Origin of the sequence: Novosphingobium taihuense (assembly GCF_007830315.1) — a bacterium.
Taxonomy (GTDB): domain Bacteria; phylum Pseudomonadota; class Alphaproteobacteria; order Sphingomonadales; family Sphingomonadaceae; genus Novosphingobium; species Novosphingobium taihuense.
On sequence record NZ_VLKJ01000021.1, the window covers coordinates 1 to 24,367 of the forward strand.

At 61.7% G+C, this 24,367-nt stretch carries 20 protein-coding genes and 1 pseudogene; 16 read left to right on the forward strand and 5 right to left on the reverse strand.

The annotated features are described in order from the left end of the window. The 7 genes and pseudogenes from IQ25_RS20290 to IQ25_RS20310 form a co-directional block, all read left to right on the forward strand. On the forward strand, window positions 1–286 hold a 286-nt coding region (locus IQ25_RS20290), incomplete at its 5' end, for an integrase core domain-containing protein (RefSeq protein WP_144908106.1). Window positions 287–805: 519 nt separating this feature from the next. Further along, window positions 806–3,199 (forward strand): TonB-dependent receptor, encoded by a 2,394-nt coding sequence (locus tag IQ25_RS20295; RefSeq protein WP_144908107.1) that lies wholly within the window; start codon window positions 806–808, stop codon window positions 3,197–3,199. 125 nt (window positions 3,200–3,324) lie between these two features. Continuing rightward, complete coding sequence (locus IQ25_RS20300) at window positions 3,325–4,371, forward strand: phosphotransferase (protein WP_158637818.1); 1,047 nt, start codon at window positions 3,325–3,327, stop codon at window positions 4,369–4,371. Window positions 4,372–4,772: 401 nt separating this feature from the next. Beyond that, window positions 4,773–4,934, forward strand: coding sequence for a hypothetical protein (locus IQ25_RS21245; RefSeq protein WP_220094571.1), 162 nt, complete (start codon window positions 4,773–4,775; stop codon window positions 4,932–4,934). Window positions 4,935–4,963: 29 nt separating this feature from the next. Continuing rightward, complete coding sequence (locus IQ25_RS21250; protein ID WP_220094572.1) at window positions 4,964–5,221, forward strand: cytochrome P450 family protein; 258 nt, start codon at window positions 4,964–4,966, stop codon at window positions 5,219–5,221. Between the two features lie 194 nt (window positions 5,222–5,415). Beyond that, window positions 5,416–6,026, forward strand: a pseudogene (locus tag IQ25_RS21500) (cytochrome P450). A gap of 60 nt (window positions 6,027–6,086) precedes the next feature. Beyond that, window positions 6,087–6,844, forward strand: a protein-coding gene (locus IQ25_RS20310) for an IS5 family transposase (RefSeq protein ID WP_144908109.1) whose coding sequence is annotated in 2 segments (ribosomal slippage) — window positions 6,087–6,420 and window positions 6,420–6,844 — 759 coding nt in all. Because the reading frame shifts where the segments join, the coding sequence is not laid out codon by codon here. Window positions 6,845–7,265: 421 nt separating this feature from the next. On the opposite strand, the gene IQ25_RS20315 is transcribed toward IQ25_RS20310, so the two are convergent. From IQ25_RS20315 to IQ25_RS20325, 3 genes are all read right to left on the reverse strand, one after another. Continuing rightward, window positions 7,266–8,570 carry an MFS transporter gene (locus IQ25_RS20315; protein ID WP_181447295.1) on the reverse strand — a complete coding sequence of 435 codons (1,305 nt, stop codon included), beginning with the start codon at window positions 8,568–8,570 and terminating at the stop codon, window positions 7,266–7,268. A 53-nt stretch (window positions 8,571–8,623) separates the two neighbouring features. Then, window positions 8,624–9,433, reverse strand: a complete 810-nt coding sequence (locus IQ25_RS20320) for a 2-keto-4-pentenoate hydratase (protein ID WP_144908110.1) — start codon at window positions 9,431–9,433, stop codon at window positions 8,624–8,626. A gap of 79 nt (window positions 9,434–9,512) precedes the next feature. Further along, the gene (locus IQ25_RS20325) at window positions 9,513–11,036 is read right to left on the reverse strand and encodes a UxaA family hydrolase (protein ID WP_246415733.1); all 1,524 of its coding nucleotides are present in this window, start codon (window positions 11,034–11,036) and stop codon (window positions 9,513–9,515) included. 172 nt (window positions 11,037–11,208) lie between these two features. Here IQ25_RS20325 and IQ25_RS20330 point away from each other — a divergent pair, with 172 nt between their 5' ends. From IQ25_RS20330 to IQ25_RS20350, 5 genes are all read left to right on the forward strand, one after another. Further along, complete coding sequence (locus IQ25_RS20330; protein ID WP_144908111.1) at window positions 11,209–12,225, forward strand: LacI family DNA-binding transcriptional regulator; 1,017 nt, start codon at window positions 11,209–11,211, stop codon at window positions 12,223–12,225. A 116-nt stretch (window positions 12,226–12,341) separates the two neighbouring features. Further along, entirely contained in the window at window positions 12,342–12,980 is a 639-nt protein-coding gene (locus IQ25_RS20335) for an RpiB/LacA/LacB family sugar-phosphate isomerase (RefSeq protein WP_144908112.1), read from the forward strand. Between the two features lie 29 nt (window positions 12,981–13,009). Then, complete coding sequence (kduD, locus tag IQ25_RS20340; RefSeq protein WP_144908113.1) at window positions 13,010–13,777, forward strand: 2-dehydro-3-deoxy-D-gluconate 5-dehydrogenase KduD; 768 nt, start codon at window positions 13,010–13,012, stop codon at window positions 13,775–13,777. Beyond that, window positions 13,774–14,784: a sugar kinase gene (locus IQ25_RS20345; RefSeq protein WP_144908114.1), complete on the forward strand. Its 1,011-nt coding sequence runs from the start codon at window positions 13,774–13,776 to the stop codon at window positions 14,782–14,784. The genes kduD and IQ25_RS20345 overlap by 4 nt, the downstream gene beginning before the upstream one ends. Next, on the forward strand, window positions 14,771–16,315 hold the full coding sequence (locus tag IQ25_RS20350) for a carboxylesterase/lipase family protein (protein WP_144908115.1): 1,545 nt from the start codon (window positions 14,771–14,773) through the stop codon (window positions 16,313–16,315). The genes IQ25_RS20345 and IQ25_RS20350 overlap by 14 nt, the downstream gene beginning before the upstream one ends. Here IQ25_RS20350 and IQ25_RS20355 read toward each other — a convergent pair. After that, a complete protein-coding gene (locus tag IQ25_RS20355) occupies window positions 16,284–16,637 on the reverse strand; it encodes a cupin domain-containing protein (protein WP_144908122.1) in 354 nt (117 codons plus the stop codon). The two genes, IQ25_RS20350 and IQ25_RS20355, sit on opposite strands and share 32 nt — an antisense overlap. A 38-nt stretch (window positions 16,638–16,675) precedes the next feature. Beyond that, window positions 16,676–18,016 (reverse strand): pectate lyase family protein, encoded by a 1,341-nt coding sequence (locus tag IQ25_RS20360; protein WP_144908116.1) that lies wholly within the window; start codon window positions 18,014–18,016, stop codon window positions 16,676–16,678. A gap of 252 nt (window positions 18,017–18,268) precedes the next feature. Here IQ25_RS20360 and IQ25_RS20365 point away from each other — a divergent pair, with 252 nt between their 5' ends. The 4 genes from IQ25_RS20365 to IQ25_RS20380 form a co-directional block, all read left to right on the forward strand. Beyond that, window positions 18,269–21,121 carry a TonB-dependent receptor gene (locus IQ25_RS20365; protein ID WP_144908117.1) on the forward strand — a complete coding sequence of 951 codons (2,853 nt, stop codon included), beginning with the start codon at window positions 18,269–18,271 and terminating at the stop codon, window positions 21,119–21,121. A 117-nt stretch (window positions 21,122–21,238) separates the two neighbouring features. Further along, a complete protein-coding gene (locus IQ25_RS20370; RefSeq protein ID WP_144908118.1) occupies window positions 21,239–22,216 on the forward strand; it encodes an alpha/beta hydrolase in 978 nt (325 codons plus the stop codon). Further along, window positions 22,213–23,832 carry a family 43 glycosylhydrolase gene (locus IQ25_RS20375; RefSeq protein WP_144908119.1) on the forward strand — a complete coding sequence of 540 codons (1,620 nt, stop codon included), beginning with the start codon at window positions 22,213–22,215 and terminating at the stop codon, window positions 23,830–23,832. The genes IQ25_RS20370 and IQ25_RS20375 overlap by 4 nt, the downstream gene beginning before the upstream one ends. Continuing rightward, the coding region (locus IQ25_RS20380; RefSeq protein ID WP_181447296.1) for a glucuronate isomerase at window positions 23,832–24,367 on the forward strand (536 nt) is incomplete at its 3' end. The genes IQ25_RS20375 and IQ25_RS20380, both read left to right, overlap by 1 nt.

A 24,367-nucleotide genomic window follows, 5' to 3' on the forward strand; every position in this document is an offset into this window, starting at 1 on the left:
CAAGCCGATGCAGAATGGCTACGTCGAGAGCTTTAACGGCCGTATGCGCGACGAGCTGCTGAACGAGACCTTATTCATGAGCCTCGCCCATGCCCGGGTCGAGATCGCTGCCTGGGTCGAGGATTACAACCGGGAGAGACCGCACTCGTCCCTTGGCTATGCAACCCCGGCGGCGTTCGCCGCCAAACTGGATAAGCAATGGCCTGCTTCGCTACGCCCTACGGGCTCCGCTACGCAGCCCATTGCTTCAACCGCGCTGATGCACAAAACAACCGCCCGGCTCTAATCCCAGCTGGAGGAAAGCTGGGGGTCACGTCACAATTGGCCGTGCCCAGTACGCGGAACTCGGACAGCGCCCTCCAGACATTGTGATCGAGGGGCTGGTTCTTCTCGATAGACTGTCGAAGCACGTCGGATGAACTCAGGTCTGTCAGAAGCTGTCTCAACTCCTGCTGCAGAATCCTCTGCTCCTCGTTGAGATGTAGCGCAATTCTCTAGTTCATCCCGTCCAATTTCGATCCGAGGCAAGGGCTGCGGATGGCAGCGCAGGCGTCGCCGGGGGTTCTGTCAACCACTATTATCGTTTATATGATTTTGAGATTAAGAGGTAGTCAAGAGCTATCAGATGGCAGCTGGGCGGAGCTTGCTGCGCTGCCCGATGCCAACAGCGGCGCAAAGGCGGCAGATCGGCATATCTTCAAAGCCGTATTAATTATATTGACGATTAAGATGTTTCGCCATAGGCAGGATGCGGCAAGGACGTCCGGGAATAGCGGGCGCCGCAGATTAGAGGGAGGATGTCTAAATGAAAAAGGTGCTACGTTCGACACTTCTGGCCGCAACCCTGCTCGCGGGCATTCAAGCGTCTCCAGTGTCGGCTCAGGAAGCTCAGGGCGACCAGGCAGATGATCAAACGGGCAGAGGTATCCAGGATATCGTTGTTACGGCCCGCCGGGTGTCAGAGAGCCTGCAATCGACGCCGGTGGCTGTAACTGCTGTCGATGGCAACGCCCTCACGAACAATCAGGTGCGTACCGTTGATCAGCTTCAAGCGATTGCGCCGGGGCTTGTTGTCCAGCCTGCAACTGCACAGCCTGGCTCGGCATCATTTTCATTGCGCGGCCAGAGCTCGCCTGATGGCCTGATTGCTATCGATCAGTCGGTCGGTGCCTATGTCGATGGCGTATATGTCGCGCGTTCTTCTGGCGGATTGTTCAATTTTCTGGATGTTGAGCGCGTCGAGGTGTTACGGGGACCGCAGGGAACGCTGTTCGGTCGCAACACCACCGGTGGCGCCATCAACGTCGTCAACCGGAAGCCTACCGATAAATTTGAAGGTATGGTCTCTGCGGGTATCGGCAATTACGAAGCGCGGGACTTGTCTGCAGTCATCAACGTGCCGATCGCGGCGGGACTCGCCGCGCGCGTAGCCTATTCGCATAACGAGCATGAAGGCTATGGTGTCAATGTGCCGTTCAACCAGCGTGTCGGCGGCGACAATACCGAATTTGTCCGTGGAACGATTGCCTTTGACGATGGCGGCGCATTTCGTGCGGCATTGCAGGCTGACTATACGGATCGTCGCACGGGTGGCGAACTGGTTGGCCTGAAGAGCTTCACGCCCACCGCATTGAACGGCTTGCTGGTCGGCTTGTGTTCGGGGCCGACTGCCTTGGCCGCCTGTCCTGTAAAAGGACCTGCGGGTGACACGCTTGCCAACTATGCCTGGGAAGGCAATGTCAGGGGGACAGGCGGCTTCTGGCGCGTCTTCAACAGCATGCCCGGAATCTATGGCGACGCGGAAACATGGGGTGCCAGCGGTACCTTTGAATATGACTTTTCCGAAGCATTCAATGTCAAGTCGATCACCGCATGGCGCGGCATCGATACCGGATCCCTGTCCGACAACGACGGAACGCCTTACCTGTTTACAGGCGGCCTAGTCAGGGCGGACGGCAACTTCATTCATCAGCGCCAGTTCAGCCAGGAGCTGCAATTCTCAGGTTCGCTGCTGGATGGAAATCTGGACTATATCTTGGGTGCGTTCTATTTCGTGGAGAACGGCACTGACCGTTCGAAGAGCTACGCGCTCTTCCCGCTGAGCCCTTCGCTGGGCTATGTAGATGCAACGGTTAGAAACGAAAGTCAGGCTGGGTTCGGTCAGCTGACCTACAGCATAACGCCGACGTTGCGGTTCACTGGTGGCCTGCGCTACACCAAGGACATCCGATCGATAGTCCGACGGAACCGCGCTGAGACCCCAGGCGGAAGTGGCAACTTTACATGTTCGATGGACGCCACGACGCTTGATACGCCGGGCGTATGTGCCTCCACCAACCGCAGAACCTATGATTACTGGTCGTATACCGCCGGGCTTGATTGGCAGGCATCGGACGACATTTTCCTTTACATCAAGACCAGCAAGGCCAATCGCGCCGGCGGATTCAATACGCGAGCGATTACCGGCGGAAGCTCAGTCACCTTCGATCCGGAGACCGTCACTGACTATGAAATCGGCGGCAAGTTCGACTTTTTGGACCGGACCGTTCGACTCAACCTCGCTGCCTTTTACAGCGACTATCGGAATATCCAGCGCAACGTGCCTGTTGTGGCGCCGAACGGCACCCTGACTTCGGGCAACCAGAACATCGCAAGGGGCCATATCAAGGGATTCGAGGCCGAGTTGGTCGTTGCTCCCACGCAAGGGCTGCGATTGAGCGGTGCTCTGACGCTGCTCGATCCGGAATACACCAGTTTCAACATTCCGGTGACCCGCAATGGCGCGATCGTGAGTGTTGATGTCAGGGACACGCCTTACACCTACACGCCCAAGACGTCGTTCACGCTGGCGGCGGATTACGAAGTTCCGGTCGGCCCAGGTAAACTGGCGCTGCACACCGACTATTCCTATCGCAGTGAGACCTTCGGCGTTGGGCCGCTGATTGGGCAGGGGCTGTTCGGAGACACCAATCGCACCTCGAACCGCATCCCCAGCTTTGGGGTGCTCAACGCGCGGATTGCCTACAGGCTGGACGAGCCCGATCTTGAGGTGGCGCTGTTTGCCCGCAATCTGGGCCAGACGCGCTATTATCAGCGCATTCTGGCGCTGGAGGATACGCCGTTGGGCACGAGTTCCTATCTTCCTGGAAACCCTAGGACCTATGGTGTTTCTTTGACCTACAAATTCGGAGGCTATTGAGTTCGAACCTTGCCGAGGAGCAAGTCAGCTTTTGCGGATCATGCGATCGATGCCGCCGAAAACCGGAGTTTTGAAAGATGCCCGATGGTGGATGCGATACTGTGACAAGGCCTGTAGTAGCTGGCTTGCCCAAGGACACGGCGTCAATTACAGCCGCTTGGCTCACAAAAGTGTTGCAGCAAGACTATCCCGGAACCGTGGTGACGTCGCTCTACCTCGGTACGATCATTCCGGGCACCGCGACCAAGGTGCGATTGCTGCTGTCCTACAACGAAGCAGGTCATGCCCATTGCCTGCCACCGACAATGTGGTTGAAGGGGGGCTTCATTCGCCATGATTTCACCTATGACGAGTCGTTCGTCTGGGAGGCCAAGTTCTTCAAGAACTGGGCTCCCTCGGTCGAGATCAATATTCCCAAGGCTTTCTGGGCAGACTGGGACGAGGGTGAGCAAGGATTGGTGCTGCTCGAGGATCTCGCGGCGCGCAACGTCAGTTTCGGGCTGGCGACCAAGCCAATGACGCTCGACCAGCAGGCTGGTGCACTAGATATTCTTGCTTGCCTCCACGCCCGGTGGTGGAACTCGGCTCAACTGGCCCCTCTGCGCAGTTTTTCGACTGTCTGGGACGCAGCGGACCGGGTGGTGATGATGATGCTCGAAAAGGACTATTTCGATCGTTGCATGGCCATGGATCGCTGCAAGGAAATCACGGGCCCGTATCGCGATCGTGAACGGGTGGAGGCCGGTTTGCGAATGCAATGGAAGCGGTCGCTCGAGATCGCGCAGTGCTTCAGTCATGGTGATCCGCATCTGGGCAACATGTATTTCGAGACCGATGGAACGCCGGGCTTTCTGGATTGGCAGGGCTGGCAGTCCGGGCCGTACATGCACGATGTCGCCTATTCCATTATTGGCGGGCTCGATGTTGCCGAGCGGCGCCTGCATGAGCGCGACCTGCTGGAGCATTATCGCCAGCGGCTCGTTGCCAATGGCGTCAAGGATGCACCGCCGGCAGATGAGGTCTGGGAAGCTTACCGCCGCCACGCAATGCATGGCTTCATGTGGGCCTTCACACCTACCGAAATGCAGCCCGAAGAAGTCTGCGTAGCAGAGGGCCACAGATTTGGAGTCGCGGTGCGCGATCTTGATACATTTGGTGCTTTGGGCGTCTGATGGGCATAGCAGCGCCTTGATCTGGGGCAGGCCTACAAAAGGGGGGCGGCCTGCCCATATTTACGTTAAGATGCGCACGCCTGCTAGCCGACGGTCCGACCCACACACGACGAAGCAGAAGGACGAATCGCGCTTTCGATCCAGGCAAGGGAACATGGTCCAAGGACCCGGCGGGGTGCCTTGCTGGCGGTGATCAGTGCTACCCTCGGGCCGAATGCTTGATGTTTGCACAATGCGGCTTTCCCCGCTGCCATGCATCGACGATCGGGGTTTCGCTGTCTCCACTGCACAGAATGCCCCGGCCCCATCTGGCCCCAGCCGTTCATTCCGCCCGCAATCTTTCCTTTTTTGACATCATGACGAATAATGTCATAATGTCAGAAGAATAAAGAGGATTGGTCATGTTTGCGCAACTGCCACGGCTGGAAGATTTGGAAGACAAGAGTTTCGATGCTTTTGCGGTCGAGCGAGCTGCAACGGGCGAGACGATCGACCCCCATCCCAAACTGCGCGTGCTGATGCAGGCTGCAGCGTGCACAAGGGCAGTTATCGGAAGCTGTTAACTGATATTCCCGATGTCCAGCTCGGGCATATGGACCAGTACATGGTGTTCGGTCACGACGCGTGCATGCGCGTGCTGATGGACCCAAAGAGCTTTCGTAATCATGACGTCTTCAAGCATAGTCTGGGAAAGAGTTTCGGACGAACGATCACGGTGATGGACGCGCCGGAACATGGTCGCTTTCTCAAAGTGTTCCAGAAGGCGTTCCTGCCACAGGTGGTTCGCCAATGGGGTGAGAGCATTGTCGATCCGGTAGTCGACGCGCTGATGGGAAAGCTCATTGATTGAGGCGGGCCGATCTGATTGAGGATTATACCCATCATTGCCCGTTCCAGGTTATCTACCGGCAATTGCAGCTTGCGCCTGATCAGGCTCCGATCTTTCACAAGCTGGCAGTGGCGCAGCTTTTGTCGAACATCGGAGCACCACATGGCGCGGAAGCAATACGAAAGCTGGGCGATTTTTTCGAGCAGCTGATCGAGATGCGCCGTGCGCAGCCCGGCGATGATCTGGTCAGCCATCTGGTGCATTTGGAGGTCGATGGCGAACATCTGCCCGATGAAGTCCTGACCGCCTTTTTGCGCCAGCTGATGAATGCCGGCGGAGACACGACCTATCGGGGTACCAGCGTGTTGCTGACCTGTCTGTTGAATCACCCCGACCAAATGGAGGCCGTGCGCGCCAATCGCGAACTCGCGCGCAGGCGATCGAGGAAGCGCTGCGCTGGGACGTCCCTGTTGCATCAACTTTTCGTTTCGCTGTGAACGATGTCGAGATTGACGGAAAAGTCATCCCTGCGGGATCGATGGTCAATGTCGTGCTGGGGTCAGTCAACCGAGACTCATGCAAATATGATGATCCGGATCGCTTCGATATATTCCGCGACAAAACTGCGCGCACCATGCCGTTTGCCAGCGGCCAGCATGTGTGCGTCGGCCAGCACCTTGCCCCGGTGGAAATGGCACGCGCACTCAATGCGGTGCTTGACCGACTGCCCAACCTCCGGCTCGATCCGACAAAGCCCGTCCCTCAGATCAGGGGCAATCTGCTGCGCGTTTCTGACCATCTACACGTCTGCTTTGATTCCGCCTAGGCTCAGGACCCATTGATTGGCTGAGGGGGATGTGATTCAGGCTCCGCGAGGAGACTGTGCATGAGCGACCTGTACTTTCTGACGGACGAGCAGATGGCTCGCCTTTCGCCTTATTTTCCCAAGAGCCACGGCAAGCCGCGGGTTGACGACCGGCGGGTTCTGAGTGGGATCATCTTCGTCAACCGGAACGGCCTGCGCTGGCGGGATGCGCCAAGGGAGTTTGGGCCACACAAGACATTGTATAACCGCTGGAAACGGTGGGGCGCGATGGGCGTGTTTGGCCGGATGATGGAAGGCCTGTCCGCCCAGAGGGCCGAACCTCAGACACTCATGATCGACGCGACCTATCTCAAGGCTCACCGCACGGCTTCCAGCCTTGGGGTAAAAAAGGGGATCTCGGGCGTCTGATCGGACGGACCAAGGGTGGCATGAACACCAAGCTTCACGCGATAACCGATGCCAACGGCCGCCCCCTGAGCTTCTTCATCACGGCCGGCCAAATCAGCGATTACACCGGCGCAGCGGCCCTGCTCGACGACCTGCCCAAGGCACAGTGGATGCTTGCCGATCGGGGCTATGATGCCGAGTGGTTCAGGGACGCGCTTGAGCAAAAGGGCATCAAGCCCTGCATTCCGGGCCGGAAATCCCGCTCCATCCCCGTCAAGTACGACAAGCGCCGATACAAGCGGCGCAACCGCATCGAGATCATGTTCGGCCGTCTCAAGGACTGGCGACGCGTGGCAACGCGATACGACCGCTGTCCAACCGTCTTCTTCGCCGCCCTCGCACTCGCCGCCACAGTGCTCTTCTGGCTGTGATCAGTGAGTCCTGAGCCTAGCAGTTTTCGCGAACTGGAAGCCGTGGCTGACCAACTCGACAGTCACGGCTTCACAGGTGCCAAATTTGGACCCACCTACACCAAGGGTTTCACGGAATAATACGAGACGTTGCAGTTGCAAGGCGGCAAGCCCAGCCTCCAAGGGAAGGGTCGTAGAGGAAAGCTCAGGCACGCCATCTGCGAATGGCTCGGCTGAAACCTGAAAGGGGAGGCCATGGCACCTGCTATTGCAGAAGGTTGCCTGGACGTTGAAACAGGGCTGAGCCTCAGTAAATCACTGGCAGCTGAAAATCCTTTTTACCAGTGGCTTGCCTGTTCCGTGGCGGGCTCAAAGCAGAAGTGCAGCTCAAGGTCTCAGAAGGCACGTTCATCAATTTCGCGATTTTGCTGAACGCAGAATCTCATAAAGGTTGTGCCGGCGCGAGCCTCGGGGTGAGAAGGTGCACCACAGCTAGGGCGACGAGATAAGCGCTGGCGCAGATCGCGAAGAGAATTTCGTAGCTGCCACCTGTCTTGTCGAGAATGTAGCCGGTGAACAGCGCCATCCCCATGCCGCCCAATGCGCCAACCGTGCCTCCGATGCCCACGACCGAGCCCACTGCCCCGCGCGGGAAAACGTCGGAAGGCAAAGTGTAAAGGTTGGCGGAGAAGGCCTGATGGGCAGCGGTCGCCAGCCCGATGATCAGGACAGCCGACCAGACACTGTCGAGGCTCTGGGCGAACCAGATGGGCAGGACGAGGACGGCGCAAAGCAACATCGTCATCTTGCGGGCGAAGTTGGGGGTGCGCCCTGCCTTGATCAGGCGCGAGGACATCCAGCCACCGAAGATCGAGCCCCCATCGGAGATTAGGTAGATCGCCGCCAAGGGCAGGCCGAAGGTCTTGAGGTCCATGTCATAGCGTTCGAACAGGTAGCCGGGCAGCCAGAACAGGAAGAACCACCAGATGGGATCGATCAGGAACTTACCCAACGCATAGGCCCAGGTCTCGCGGACGGTGAGCAGGCGGCTCCAGCCAATCGTTTCGACCGGGTCCGCCGGGTCCTGCCTGATCCAGGCCAGTTCGCCCGGCGTGACGCGCGGGTGTTCGGAAGGATGGCGATAGACCAGCCACCACGCCGCCAGCCAGAGCACGCCGAAGATGCCGGTGATGAAAAATGCGGCGCGCCAATCGAACCAGAGCACCAACGCGGGAACGAGCAGCGGAGTGATGATCGCGCCGACGTTTGCGCCGGCGTTGAACAGGCCGATGGCATAAGCGCGCTCGCGCTGAGGGAACCAATCGGTCACGGCGCGGATGCCTGCAGGGAAGTTGCCACTCTCGCCGATACCGAGACCGAAGCGGGCGGCGGCAAAGCTGGCAAGGCCAGTGGCAAAGCCATGGGCCATGTGCCCGGCGGTCCAGACGACGATGGCGATGGTATAGCCGAGCCTTGCGCCGACCACGTCGACGATACGGCCAAATCCGATGTAGCCGATGGCATAGGCCACCTGAAACCAGAAGACGATTGTCGCGAAGTCGGTCTCGGTCCAGCCGAATTCGGCTACGAGCGTCGGCTTGAGCACGCCGATCATCTGGCGGTCGATATAGTTGACCGCGGTTGCCGCAAACAGCAGCGCGACGATCACCCAGCGATAGCGGCCCGCCTTGGCCGCATCGGCGTCCAAGGTCAAATTGGGGCGCGTGGAAGGGGGTGACTGGACCATTGTAACTCTCCCGCTCGAGCTGCCGGTTCTGACCGATCTGCTCTCTATCTCGCTTATCTGGGCTGGGCGGCAACGACGCTGCATCGAACTTCGCCGCAGCCTTCGAACACGGCACGGAAGGTCTGACCTTCGCGGATCTCGTGAACGCCGGTGATGGCGCCCGACGATACCCACAGGCCACCCGATACATCAAAACCGCGCTCGATCAGGTTGGCGAGAAGGAACCGGACGGCGCCGTAAGGCCCATCGAGCATCGTGGCGGCAGTGGCAGCGCCGACCTCGCTGCCGTCGATCTCCGCACGCACTAGAATCGCGCACAAATCGAACGTCTGCCAACCAGCGAGGGGCTGGCCCCGCACAAGCCCAGCGTTGTTGCCGAAATCGGAGACAGTCACGGTCGGCCCGTCGGAGTTGATCCCGTGATATGGCGAGCTTGCGATCTCGATACCGAGGCGCACATCGTCGAGGATGGCAATGGTTTCAGCATCGTCTGTCGGCACCTTGCCCGAAAAGCCCGGCGCGATGTGGAGCAGGATCTCCGCCTCGGCAGCGGCGAATCCGCCTGAAAAGACCGGCATGGCGGGCACGTCCTTCTGAGCGGCATCGACCACGGAATCGGCGAAGATCGGCCCTGCCAAACGATTTGCCCCGAGCTTCCCATCGAGCGGCGGATTGATCCGTCCAACCTTCCATCCGATCACAGGGCGACCGTCTACCACAATCGCCTTGTTCTGGATCGTGTAGGCAGAGGCAAGCTCCTGCGGGGCAATGCCGGGATAGACCTGGAGTGCGCGCGCCGCGCGGCGGGCACTGACGAAGGCCGCTGCAACCTGATCCGCATTCCCGTTCAATTCGATCCCCATCCCTTGGTCCTTCGTAGGTCCGGCTACCTAAAGGAAACCGGTGTCATTCACAAGTGGCTGCGATTTCTTAGATATGCAGTTAGAGCGTCACGCCCTTCTTCCATATGGCTATCGCCCGCTGCCCAGAGCGTTCGGACGCGGTTTTGCGGCCGCTGGCGATTGCGAGCACGGCGTCTAGAAATAAGTCGTCTGCCGCCGCCGGGCCCTCCTCGAGCGCGCACGAAGCGTCGAAGTCCATCCAGTGGGGCTTGGCCTCAGCCAGCCTGCGATTCGACGCCACCTTGATCGTCGGGGCCGGGAAGCCGAGCGGCGTCCCCCGCCCCGTCGTGAACAGGATGAGTGTTGCCCCGGCAGCAGCCAGCGCAGTCGAGGATACAGCGTCGTTGCCGGGGGCCTCGAGCAGCGCGAGACCCGGCTCAAGGGCCTGCTCGCCATAAGCCAGAACAGAAGTGAGAGTTGCGCTGCCCGCCTTCTGCACCGCGCCCGCTGACTTCTCCTCTAGCGTGGTGATGCCACCGGCGATGTTGCCGGGCGACGGGTTTTCCGAAACGGGCAGGCCTTGATCGAGATAGTAGCGCTTGAAGCGGTTGATGAGGCTGGCGGCGGCTTCGAACGTCGGTTCGTCTGCCGCGCGGCCAAGCAACGCGTCTTCGGCACCGAAAATTTCCGGAATCTCGGTCAGTACCGGGATGCCCCCGGCTGCGGCCAGCCTGTCGCTGAAGCGGCCAAGTAGCGGATTGGCGGTAAGGCCGGAGAAGCCGTCGGAGCCGCCACACTTGAGGCCTGCGACGAGTGCGGACAAGGGCAGATCCTCGCGCCGCGCTTGCGCTGCCTCGACGACCATATCGTCAACCAGTGAGGCTGCCTCGGCGAGTTCGTCTCCTGCGCCTTGTGAAGACAAGGTGCGTACCTTGGCGCGTGAGGCTTGCGGTATGCTGGACATGAGATCGGCAAGCTGGTTGGATTCGCAGCCAAGGCCCAAGAGCAGCACGCCCGCCGCATTGGGGTTGGCGGCAAGGCCTGCCAAGAGCGCTCTGGTGCCTGCAAGGTCGTCACCCAGCTGGGAGCAGCCGTGGGGATGGGCGAAGGCGACAATACCATCGATCCGACCGCTCGCAATCAGGGCGGCATGGCGCTCTTGCGCCGCGCGGGCGACATGCTCCGCCGTCAGACCGACGCAGCCCACCGTCGGCAGCACCCAGATTTCGTTGCGGGTTGCCGCGCGACCATCGGTGCGGCGATATCCTTGCCAGATTGGTCCGGTGGTGCTGGCTGGCTTTCGGATGGCCCGAACGTCCGGTCTTCTAGCGTAGACGCATTCCCCGTCCAGCGCGGTTGCCAGATTGTGGACGTGGACGTGCTCGCCTGCGGCAATCGCCTGTGTCGCGCGTCCGATCTGCAGTCCATATTTGATCACCGGCTCGGCCGGAGCATGATCCCGAAGCGCCAACTTGTGTCCCTGAGCGATGTCGTGCGTCAGCACAACTTCGGCGCTGCCCACCCTCACCCTCTCTCCGGCTGGCAGAGCCCGCAGAGCCACAGCCACGCTATCGCTGGCGTGAACTTGCAGGGCGTCAGGCTGGGCCAGGACTTCGGACGACAAGAGCGATTCTCCCAAGGGGCTCGGCTATGCATAGCTTTTAGGTAACCGGTGTCAATCAGGTGCCATTGCAAAGCCTGCCAAGGAAAGGCTAGGACAAATGCAGCAGTGACACCGGTGTTAGCTCCCATCGTGGCGGGCGACCGGTCCGGGACTGATCAGAGGACTGGTGCGCGTGAAGAAGGCAAAGGACGGCAAGCCGACGATCAACGATGTCGCGCGCATTGCCGGCGTTTCCAAAAAGACGGTCAGCCGGGTAATCAACCGCTCTCCCCTGCTCAACGAGGCGACGCGCGAGAAGGTCGAGGCTGTCATTGCCGAACTGGGCTATGTGCCCAACCCGCAGGCGCGGGCGCTTGCCCTGCGGCGCAATTTCCTCATCGGGCTGATCCACGACAACCCCAACGCCCAGATGGTGCTGGGCGTGCAGGAGGGCATCCTCTCGGCCATCCGCGACACAGAGTTTGCGCTGGTGGTTCGCCCGGTCAATCGCCGCTCGCCCGACATGCTTGACGACGTGCGCACGTTCCTTGAGCAACAGCGCCTTTTCGGCGTCATGCTGCTACCGCCGATTTCCGAGAACGACGACCTTGCCGAACTGTGCGAGGAACTTGGCGTGACCTATGTGCGCATGGGATCGGTCCGTCTCGACGACGACGAGCACATGGTCGCCTCCAATGACCGCGAGGCCGTATCGCAGGCGGTAGCCTATTTGATCGGGCGCGGCCACAAGCGTATCGGCTTCGTCGCCGGGCCGGAAGGGTTCCGCTCGGCCACAGAACGCGGGATGGGCTATCGCGACGCGCTGGAGCGGGCCGGCATCGCTCTCGATCCTGCGATCATGGCCGAAGGGAACTACACTTTCGAGACCGGTATTGCGGCGGGTGAGAAGCTCCTTGCCGCTTCCCTTCGCCCTACTGCGATCTTTGCCAGCAACGACGAGATGGCCGCTGGCGTCCTCCACGCCGCGCGCACGCAGGGGCTTTCCGTGCCCGAAGATCTTTCGATCATCGGCTTCGACGACACCGCCATCGCCGCGCACATCTGGCCGCCGCTCACGACCGTGCGCTGGCCAATCCAGGCCATGGCCAAGGCCGCTGCGATCAAGCTGATCGACCCGGCACAGGCGCGCAAGGCACCATCGCACTTCCTTTCCGACCTGATCGAGCGCGCCTCAGTCGCCCCAGCCTGACGGAGCACCCTCTCATCAAAAACCAGCTTGCGCTGATTATTGACACCGGTTACCTAAACGCCAATTGCATTTGCCATTCCACCGGCCCGAACCTGCCGGAGCGAGAGGAAAATCCCATGAAGATCGCACTCATCATCGAAAACAGCCAGGCCGCCAAGGCTAGCCTCGTCCACGAATCGCTTGTTTCGGTGGCCGAGCCGCTGGGCCACGAAGTGCATCACTACGGCATGTATTCGTCCGAGGACAAAGCCTCGCTCACCTATGTGATGAACGGGCTGCTGACCGGCATCCTGCTCAATTCAGGCGCGGCCGATTTCGTGGTGACCGGCTGCGGCACCGGCATGGGTTCGATGCTCGCCGCCAATTCCATGCCCGGTGTGTTCTGCGGGCTCGTGATCGATCCGACCGATGCCTTCCTGTTCGGCCAGATCAACGACGGCAATGCGATCTCGATGCCCTATTCCAAGGGCTTCGGCTGGGCCGCCGAACTCAACCTGCAGGACGTTTACGGCAAGCTTTTCGACGGCGAGCGCGGACTTGGTTACCCCAAGGAACGTGCCGCGATCATGAAGACCAATCGCGGCATCCTGAAGGGCCTCAAGGACGCCTCGTGCCGCGACATGCTGACCGTGCTCAAGACGGTGGATCAGGACCTGCTCAAGGCTGCAATCGCGGGCGAGAAGTTTGCCGAACTGTTCTATGTCAACAGCAAGGACGAGGCGATCTCCGAATACCTGCGCGGCCTTTCGGCCTGAAAACCCCGCAAAAGGGGAGAGGATTTGCAATGAGCCTATTCGACCTTTCGGGCCGCGTCGCGGTTGTCACTGGCGCGAACACCGGGATCGGGCAAGGCATCGCCGTGGCGCTGGCTCAGGCGGGGGCAGACATCGCTGCCGTCGGCCGTACGCCTGCCGAAGAAACCGCCGCCAAGGTCAAGGCTCTGGGGCGCAAGTGCGAGCTGGTGGGGGCCGATCTTTCGACCATCGCGCCCGTTCAGGCCATAGTCGATTACGTGATCGAGGAACTCGGCGGGCTTCACATCCTCGTCAACAATGCCGGGATCATCCGCCGGGCCGATGCTGTGGACTTCACCGAGGAAGACTGGGACGCGGTGGTCGACACCAATCTCAAGTCGGTGTTCTTCCTCAGCCAGGCGGCAGGGCGGCACATGATCGCCAACCGCGCGTCCACCGGTCAGCGCGGCAAGATCATCAACATCGCCTCGATGCTGAGCTTTCAGGGCGGCATCCGCGTGCCGAGCTATACCGCAAGCAAAAGCGGCGTGGCAGGGCTGACCAAGCTGCTTGCCTGCGAATGGGCGGACAAGGGGGTGAACGTCAACGCGATCGCGCCCGGCTACATCGCCACGAACAACACCGCCGCCCTGCAGGCTGACGAATCGCGCAACCGCCAGATCATGGAGCGTATTCCCGAAGGCCGTTGGGGCGATCCGGCAGACATCGGCGGCGCCTCCGTATTCCTCGCCAGCAGCGCGGCGGACTATGTGCAGGGTCACGTGCTTGCGGTGGACGGGGGCTGGCTGGCCCGATGAGCGGGCACGTCGTCTGCTTCGGCGAGATGCTCCTGCGGCTTTCTCCTCCGGGCGCGCGAATGATGGTGCAGGCGCAGAGCCTCGACATGGTCGTGGGTGGTGCGGAGGCCAATGTCGCAGCGGCACTGGCATCGCTTGGCCACGAGGCCCGGATAGTCACGTTCCTGCCCGACAACCCGCTCGGCGACAAGGTGCAGGCAGAGCTGGGGGCGGCGGGCGTGGACACGCGGTTCGTGGCGCGCGGCAGTGGGCGCATGGGGCTCTACTTCATGGAGCCGGGCGCGGGATCGCGGCCCTCCTCGATCACCTATGACCGGGCAGGATCGGCCTTTGCGCTGGCCGATGCCGACGCATTCGATCTGGCAGGGGCTCTGGGTGGCGCGCGGTTGCTGCACATGTCGGGCATTACCCCCGCGCTCGGACCCAAAGGCGTCTCTCTGGCCCGGGCGGCGATTGCGGCAGCGCAGGGTGCAGCCGTACCGATCTGCCTTGACGGCAACTACCGAGCGCAGTTGTGGGAAAGCTGGGACAGCAATCCGCGCGAGGTCCTGACTGAACTGGTCGGCGCGGCCACGGCCCTAATTGGCAATCACCGAGATATCTCGCTGCTGCTCGGCAAGACCTTCTGCGGAGATGGTGCGGAGCGACGTCGCGAGGCGGTCGAAGCCGCCTTTGCCGCATTTCCGAAGCTCGAACTCGTTGCCTCGACCGCGCGGCATGTTGTGTCGAGCGATCACCACCGCCTTGCGGCGCGCGTTGATACGCGGCGCACAGAGCACCAGACGGCGGAAATACAAGTCTCCGGCATCGTCGACCGGATCGGGACAGGCGATGCCTTCGCCGCCGGCGTACTGCACGCGTACCTGCAAGGAGCAGACGCACAGGCGATGGCCGAATGCGGCCTTGCACTGGCAGCGCTCAAGCACTCGCTGCCCGGCGATTTCTGCCTGATCCGCCCTGGCGAACTCGCAGCGTTCTCGGCGCAGGGCGGCGATGTCCGGCGGTGAACTGACGCGCCGCCGCCTGCTCGGTGCAGGCGCAGCGCTTGCGGCAACGCCCGTGCTCGGACGCACACGAGACCCGAAAGTCGGGCCGTTTATTGGCCTTCGAGAAAACGGCGTTCTGGCGTTCAAAGGCATAAGATACGGTCGCGCGGCGCGGTTCGCGCGTGCGGTGAGCGAGCCTTTGCCTACGAGTCCCACAGAGACCCGGTCATTTGCTCCCATTGCCCCCCAGCGCGGCAATCCGGACCTGTCGCAGAGCGAGGACTGCCTGTTCCTCAATGTCTGGACCCCGGATGCGAACTTGTGCGCCAAGCGGGCCGTCATGGTCTATTTCCACGGAGGGGCCTACTCGAACGGCACGGTGACCGATCCGCTGACAAATGGCGGTAAGCTTGCGGCGCAGGGTGACGTGGTTGTCGTCACGGTCAACCACAGACTAAATGCGCTGGGTTATGTCTGGCTCAAACCGTTTGGTTCACGCTATGCGGACAGTGGCAATCTCGGGCAACTCGACCTGATCCTGGCGCTCGAATGGGTGCGCGCCAACATCGCTGCGTTCGGCGGAGATCCGGCGCGGGTGATGGTGTTCGGTCAGTCAGGCGGCGGGGCCAAAATCGCCACCCTGATGGCAATGCCGGGTGCCAAGGGCCTGTTCCACAGCGCGGCGACGATGAGCGGCCAGCAGGTCGTTGCCAGTGGCCCCAACAATGCCTGGAAGCGCACCCAAGCGCTGATGGCTGCGCTGAAACTGGCACCGGGCGATGTCGAGGCCCTCCTGACGATGCCGGTGGAGCGGATCGTGGATGCCCTGGGCACAACCGATCCTGTGATGGGCGGGAGTCTATACTTCGGCCCCGTACTCGACATGACCAACCTGCTGCGCCACCCTTTCTGGCCCGATGCCGCGCCGCAATCTCGTGGCATTCCGATGATCCTCGGCAATGTGCGCGAGGAGACGCGAGCCTTCATCGATCCAAGGGGGCCAAAGCTTCTCGGCCTTGATTGGGACAACCTTGCCACACGCATTGTGCCCGAGATCAAGATCGATCTCGACGTTGACTGGGTTGTGGCCCGGTACCGCGCGCAATATCCCTCATGGACGCCCGAGCAGGTGTTCTATTCGGCGACAACAGCCGGGCGTTCGTGGCCCGGTCAGGTGATCGAGGCGGATGAACGCGCGAAGGCCGGCGCTGCCGCGACGTGGGTCTATCAGCTCGACCGGCCCTCGCCGCTCGATCCCTTGCGTGGCGCGGCACACACCGACGACATTCCCTACGTATTCGGAACGCTCGATGCGCCCGGTAGCATGAGCGGGGTCGATCAGGGCGCGCGGATGACCCGCGACCTGATGATGCAAGCGTTTGCGGGACTTGCGAAGGCTGGGTGCCCCGGGCTTGCCGAATGGACGCCCTATTGCCTTCCCGGCCGTGCGACGCTGGTGGTCGGCGATGGCAACGTAAAGGTCTTCGACGATCCACGCCGCTGGGAACGCGAACTCTGGGCTACGGCGCCTTACGTTCAACCGGGTAGCTGACGATCAGCGCCAGCGGTTTGTCGCCTTTTTGCCAGATGCCGACGACTGCGCCTTCATAGAGGTAGGCAGTCATGCCCTTGCGCAGGGTTGCGCGTTGTCCGTCGGACACGACCTCGCCCTCACCTTCGAGCACATAATATACCTCGTCGTGCGCAATCGGGTGTTCACCGATCGCCGCGCCGACATCGAGCGTGCGGCGGCGGAACTCCATGCGACGGGGTTGGGGAACTTGATCGCTGATCCGCCACGCAGTGCTCATGCCGATGGCTCCGTGCGGCGGCGGTTCACGACGCATGGTATCGATCTCGTCGATCACCGCCATCGGTGGGGCGGCCGAGATTAGCAGGGCGAAAACCGCACTCACTGGGTGCGCATCGCAGCATCGCGGGTGGAGAGCTTCTCCTGCGCGCCCGCCTTTTGGCCCGGATAGCGTCCGGACTTGGGCGTCATCGTATCGAGATTCCAGTCGGTCTCGACAAAGGGGGCGAATGTGGACACCGGGTGCGGATAGCCGCCCACCTGCTTCTCGTCGTCGATAATGTCACCGCGTCCTTCGGCCACGAAGAACAGTATACGGATGTCGTCGGGCGCACGATCCCATGGACGCGCGCCGACAGTCTGGAGCACCGACGTCTCGACCTCGCCAGAGGGCAGGACACTGTAGCGCGACACATCAGTCATCGGTGACTTGGCGGTGATCAGCCTCGCCTTCGTCTCACCATAGCGGCCGAACTGGGGAAGCGGATTGCCGTGGCGATCGACCGCCCGGTTATCCTTGCCGAAGTACTTCAGGTCGCCATCGCCGCCGAGCATCAGGAACGGCAGCCCCGGATCGGTATCGTTGCCGCCGCGCATGACATTGCCGAGCGCCGTGATTTCGCCAGTCACGTAATCGTGGCCGGTCCATTCAAGATTCATCAGGTTGTAGTGCACGGCGCGGTGGCCGGGATTGTAGATCACGTTGTTGATCATCGTGACCTGCGCCCCGCCCTTGACGAGCGGTGCGCGCTCGACGTTGTGCGCCCAGACGTTGCGATAAAATGTGATGTTGGTGGCGTTGTCGTGGATCAGGCTGCCCTTGGAATGCTCACCCTTGGGGTGGCTCGCTTTGGCAAGTCCCTCTGCGGCAAGGTTCTCGCGGAAGACGACGTCATGGCTTGTGCCCGCGCGCCACTCGGCCACCGAGTTGCCAGTGAAGCGAGGGCCTGATGCCGACATGTTCTCATCCAGAGCCCACAGGAAGCTGCAGTGTTCGACCACGACATTGTGCGCAGCGACAGTAGAGAACGCATCGGCTTCCCAGCCTGAAAACATTGCCTGCCCGTCCGCGCCAGTCATGACCCTGAGGTGCGATAGCACCACGTCGTGGGTCCTGAGATCGATCCCGCCCTTGATGATCGTGACGCCCGGCGAAGGCGCTGTCTGCCCCGCTACGGTGAGGAATGGCTCGGTGATCTCGAGTGTATCGCGGCCGAGGTCGATCACGCCACCAACTTCGAACACGACGGTGCGCGGTCCCTTTGTCGCAAGGGCCTCGGCGAGCGATCCTGGGCCTGACTTCGCCAGAGTCTTCACGCGGATGATTCGCCCGCCGGTACCGCCCTTGGTCGGATCGGCAGGGTGCGGTTCGGCGTGGACCGCCGCCGCCATAAGTGTGGCGACAATGGCGGAAATGGTAGCGTTTTGCAGTATCTTGCGCATCGGCGACTCTCCCAATGCCATGGTTATTGACAGACCGAAGAACCGAGGGCAATAAATAATGACACCGGTTACCTCATCGACAGGCAAAGCTTCTGGCTCCCTGATCGAGAGGACCGGATCGACTGCCGGTGCCCTGCGGGTCGCAGCATCGGCGTGCGGGAGCAGTGGTGCATTGGAAGGTATGGCGCGTCGTCGTCTTCCCCTTTGACACCGGTAGCAATAGCCCCGAAAAGGGCGAGGAGGGGATTCAGAATGGGTATTCAGGTTTCGCGCGTTTCGCTTTTCAGGATGGCCCTGCTGGCCGGTGGCGCGCTTGTTGCTGCCGGAACTGCACAGGCCCAGGATGTGCCGGTCGCTGCCGAGCCGCAGCTCGCTTCCGAGGAAGCCGCTCCGAATGACGCAATCGTCGTCACCGGCTTCCGCCAGTCGCTTCAGGCCGCGATCAACGTGAAGAAGAACGCAGTCGGTGCGGTCGATGCTATCGTCGCCGAAGACATCGCCAAGTTCCCTGACCAGAACCTCGCCGAATCGCTACAGCGCATTCCCGGCATCTCGATCTCGCGCGATGCTGGTGAAGGCCGCGCCATAACTGTGCGCGGTCTGTCCAGCCAATTCACCCGCGTCCGCGTCAATGGCCTCGAAACCGTCGCCACTTCGACCGACGGTGCCTCTGCCAACCGCGACCGCGCGTTCGATTTCAACGTCTTCGCCTCTGAACTGTTCAGTTCTATCGTGGTGCACAAGACGGCCGAAGCGAGCCTTGATGAAGGCTCGCTTGGCGCCGTCGTCGATCTCAACACCGGGAATCCTTTGGCAGGCAAGGCGGGTTTCACGGCCGTCGCTTCGGTCGTCGGTAGCTACAACGATCTCTCGAACTATTTCGGCCCGCGCCTTGCCGGACTCGCCAGCTGGCGCAACGATGCCGGCACTTTCGGCGTCTCGCTTTCGGCCGCCTATCAGAAGACCCGCGTCCTCGAACTCGGCAACAATACCGTGCGCTGGTCGCAGGCACGGTTTGATTCGGTCGATGGAACGGATTGCTTCACCAGACCGAATAGCGGCGGCACCTACGTTGCCAGCACAGCATGCGACAAGGCCGCGCTGGCCTTCCACCCCCGCATTCCGCGCTATGGCGAAGTCAAGCACGATCGCGAACGCCTGGGCCTGACCAGTTCGGTCCAGTTCGCGCCGACCGATGCCACCAAAATCTCCATCGACGGCTTGTTCTCCCGCTTCAACGCCAGACGTGAAGAGCAGTGGGGCGAAGTCCTGCTTCGCTCGAACGAACGCTCCATCAACGTCGTCAACCCGGTTTACGACGCCAACAACAACATGGTCTCAGCCACGCTCAACGATGCCTGGGTGCGCACCGAGCACTACCTGCGCAAGAGCAAGACCGAGTTCTATCAGGTTGGTGGCACCTGGGATCAGGACGTAACCGACAGCCTGCGTTTCACCCTGCTCGGCGGCTTTTCGAAGTCGAACGCAGACATCCCCGTCGAGACGACGATGATCTTCGACGACCGTGACGCGCAAGGGTACGCGTTCGACTATACCGACATGAAGCACCCGAAGCTGACCTTCGGCACCAGCGTGACCGACCCGGCCAACTTCCAGCTTGCCGAAATCCGCGACCGGCCCTCGAGCGTCGTCAACAAGTTCAGGACGCTGCAGCTGCGCACCGAATGGGACGTTGCCGAAGGCTTCACCATCAAGGCGGGAGGCATGTGGCGCCGGTTCAACTTCGATACCGAAGCCTACACCCGCGATACCGCGGTCTGCGGCAACGGCGGCGTCGACCGCATCTTCGGCACGATCAACTGCTCGGCGTCCTCCGTATTTGGCCCAACCGCCGTCTATGGCATTCCGGTCACCGCGCAGATGGCGCAGCTGTTCAACCTCGGCAGTGCCGGGCAGCCGACGGGCAACACCAATTCGTGGCTGGTGCCGAACCTCGATGCAACGACCTCGCTGACCAAGCTCTATGAACGCGCCCTCGTGGCCGATGCGGGCAATATTCGCGGCGTGCAGGAAACCACCAAGGGCGGCTACCTGCAGTTTGACGCCAAAGGTGAATTGTTCGGCCTGCGCTATGCTCTCAACGCCGGCATGCGCTACGTCAAGACCGACCAGTCGTCCTATGGTCTGGTGAGCGGGGTCCAAGCGACGGTCAAGCGCAGCTACGAAGACTGGCTGCCTTCGGCCAACCTGGCGCTCTACCCGACCGAGAACGTGATCGTACGCGGCGCAATTGCCGACGTGATCACTCGTCCGACGCTGGGTTCGCTGACGCCGGGCGGTTCGGCAGACGGCTTCAACTTCCGCGTCAACAGCGGAAACCCGTTCCTCGAACCGTTCCGCGCCACCAACTACGACCTTGGCATCGAATGGTACTTCGCTCCGCAAGCGTTGATCTCGATTGCGGGCTTCATCAAGGACGTGAAGAGCTTCACCCAGTCGGCAGCCATCACGGAGGCGACCTTCGCCCAGACTGGCCTGCCCGTCTCGGTGCTGAACCCGTCGTCGCCTGCCGCGCTGAACCCGGCGCTGCTGACGCAGCCGATCTGGACGCTGACCACTACTGTCAACGGCACAGGTGCCAAGCTCAAGGGCATCGAACTGGCTGCGCAGGTTCCGTTCAAGATCTTTACTGAAGGCTTCCTCGGCAACTTCGGCGTGATCGCCAACGCGACCTTTATCGACAGCAACGCCGACTACACTCTGCAGGGCCCGGCCACGACACCGGGTGGCGCCTTGGTCAACGTCACACGTCGCGCAGCGCTCGCCAACGTTTCGAAGCGTGCCTACAACGGCACGCTCTACTACGATGATGGCAAGTTCTCGGCCCGCGTGATGGGAACCTACCGCAGCGCCTATCATGAAGGCGCAAGTGGCACCGGCAACGTGCTGGAAGGCTACGGCCCGATGTGGAACGTCGACGCCTCGATCCGTTACAAGGTCACCGAGTGGCTAGAAGTTTCGGTCGAAGGCAACAACCTGCTCGACACCTACCGCTTCCGTTACACCGACATCGATGCGCAGCGAAACTACGAGAACAACCACTTCGGCCGCAACTTCCTCGTCGGTGCGCGCCTGAAGTACTGATCCTTTTCTCTTATACCTCCTAGGCCGGGCGCATCCTTCCAATCCGTTACAGCGCCCGGCCAAATACTTCCAGGAGCCATCATGACAGTCGCCGCATCCGTTGATCGACGATTTTTCATGGCGGCTTCGCTTTTTGCAGGGTTTGGCACAAAGGCACTTGGGAAGACCGCTGTCCCGACCTTGCCCGGTGGAGCGCTGCCTCCCGGACTGCCGCAGCCATCGGAGACGATCGACCTATGGCCTCTAGGTGCTCCCGGCGCGCCTGCCAGATCGCTGATCGAGACAGTACAGGAGCGTTCGACCGACAGCCTGGTGACCGACCGCGCCGTGTTCGGCATCAGCAAGCCGCGCATGGCCGTCTTCCGGCCTGACCGTCCGAATGGCGCTGCCGTCCTGATCAAGCCGGGCGGCGGCTACCGCTGGGTCGTGGTAGACAAGGAAGGCTACGAGATGGGCCGCTGGCTGGCGGCGCGCGGGTTCACCGCCTTCGTACTGTTCTACCGCCTGCCGGGCGAAGGCTGGGCGGCAGGGTCAGACGTCAGCCTGTCCGACGCCCAGCGCGCCATGCGCCTCATCCGCCGCAACGCCCGCAGCCTTGCAGTGGACCCGGAACGGGTCTCGGCCATGGGCTTTTCCGCAGGGGGCCACTTGTGCGCCGATCTTGCCACACGTTTCGCTGTGAAGACCTATGACGCGGTTGATCAAGCCGACGGCCTTTCGGCCAAGCCGCACAGTGCCGCGCCGATCTACCCGGTCATCTCGATGAGCGCACCCGATGCGCACCCCGGTTCGCGTGAACTTCTGGTGGGCAAGGCTGCTTCGGCCGCGGTGGAAACTGCGCACTCTCCGCATCGCAACGTGCCAGGGGATGCTCCGCCCTTCTTCCTGCTCCACGCCGAGGATGACGATGCCGTCCCGGTCAACAACACGCTGATGCTGCGCGCGGCGCTGAAGGACAAAGGCGTGCGCGTCGAAACGCATCTGTTCGAATTCGGCGGCCACGGCTTCGGGCTGCGCAAAGCGATCGGCAAGCCGGTGGAAGTCTGGCCCGAACTTTGGCGCGCATGGGCCCGAACCACAGGCCTAGCACTATGACGATCAGCCGCCGTGATGCGCTGAAGTCTGCCGCTCTCTCAACCCTTGGCCCAACCTTCGGCCTTGCCATCCCTCTCCCGGCAAATGCCGAAAGTGCCCCGGTGCCGCGTCCAATCTCCTCGCGGCGCCGGGGTTTCGACAACCAGCGCGTGGCCGATCTGGGCGACGGCAAATTCCTCAACCCGGTGCTTTCGGGCGACAGGCCCGACCCGGCGATCCTGAAGGACGGAAAGGACTACTACCTTACCTTCTCCAGCTTTGAGAGCTACCCCGGCCTGCTGATCTGGCACTCGCGCGATCTGGTGAACTGGCAGCCACGCAAGCCCGCGCTCACTCGGAACATCGGTTCGGTCTGGGCCGTCAGTTTGGAGAAGCACAAGGGGCGCTACTTCCTCTATATTCCGGTCAAGGCCTCTCCGAAGAACGACATCTACGTGATCTGGGCCGATCATATCGACGGCCCATGGAGCGACCCCGTCTCTCTAGGCCTGCATGACCATATCGACCCATGTCATGCCGTGGGCGAGGACGGATCGCGCTGGCTGTTCTTGTCGGGCGGAGACCGGATACGCCTGTCCGAGGATGGAATGGAGGTGGTGGGTCAAGTCGAGCACGTCTATGATCCGTGGCGATACCCAGACGAATGGGACGTAGAGGGCTTTTCGCCCGAGGGACCCAAGATCCACAGTGTCGGCAAATGGTTCTACATGCTCACTGCGGTCGGCGGCACGGCAGGCCCGCCGACCGGCCACATGGTCATAGCCGCGCGCGCGCGCTCGATCCATGGTCCGTGGGAGCAGCACCCAGGCAACCCGCTGGTGCGCACCACCGAAGTCCGCGAGGCGTGGTGGTCGCGCGGACATGCCAGCCTTGTCGAAGGAACGGACGGTTCATGGTGGAGCCTTTACCACGGGTTCGAGAACGGCTTCTGGACATTGGGCCGCCAGTGCCTGCTCGATCCGGTGGAATGGACTCCGGACGGATGGTTCCGCATGATGGGCGGCGACCTGTCGCAACCCTTGCCCAAGCCGAAAAGCGGCGAGGCATGGCCTCATGGCATGGCGCTCAGCGATGATTTCGCCACGCTTCAGCTGGGCACGAAGTGGTCGTTCTTCCGCCCTGCCCCGGACGAGGCGGATCGCGTGCGCGTTGCGGGCAATACCCTGTTTCTCAAAGGCAAAGGGCTTGCTCCCTCCACCGGTTCTCCCCTGCTGCTGATCGCGGGTGACACATCCTACCAGTTCGAATGCGACATCGAACTGGCCGAAGGCGCGACCGCTGGCCTTGTGCTGTTCTACGACGACAAGCTCTATGCAGGCCTCGGCTTCGGCAAGGACCGCTTCGTCACCCACCAGTACGGCATGGAGCGTGGCCGTCCGGCCAATCCGCACGGATCAACGATGCGCATCCGCGTAACCAACCGCCACCATATAGTCGGCTATCACACCTCGGGCGATGGCGGGCGCACGTGGTACAAGTTCGATCGGGGCATGGAGGTTTCGGGCTACCACCATAATGTGCGTGGCGGCTTCCTGATGCTGCGTCCGGGCCTTTATGCCGCTGGCCCAGGCGAGACGAAATTCCGCAACTTCACTTTCACTGCACTGGACGACTGATGGCCCGCAATCTTGAGCTTCACCCCGACCGGCTGCTGCCGGCCGATCCTTCGGTGCGCGGGCTTGCGCGTGAGTTGTATGCGAGCGTGGCGGGTCTGCCGATCATCAGCCCGCATGGTCATACCGATCCGCGCTGGTTTGCGCAGGATGAGACTTTCGGCAATGCCACCGACCTGCTGCTGGTGCCCGATCACTACGTCTTCCGGATGCTCTATTCGCAGGGCGTGGCGCTGGAAGATCTCGGCGTGCGCAACAAGGGCGTGGACCCGCGCGCGGCGTGGCGGCTGTTTGCCGAGCGCTACTGGCTGTTCCGCGGCACGCCTTCGCGCATGTGGCTCGACTGGGTCTTCGCCGAGGCCTTCGGCATGGGCGTGCAGCTGAGTGCCGAGACGGCCGACCTCTACTACGACACCATCACCGATATGCTCGCCACGGACGCGTTCCGCCCGCGCGCGCTGTTCGATCGCTACAACATCGAGGTCATCGCCACGACCGAGAGCCCGCTCGACACATTGGAGCACCACGCCGCGATCCG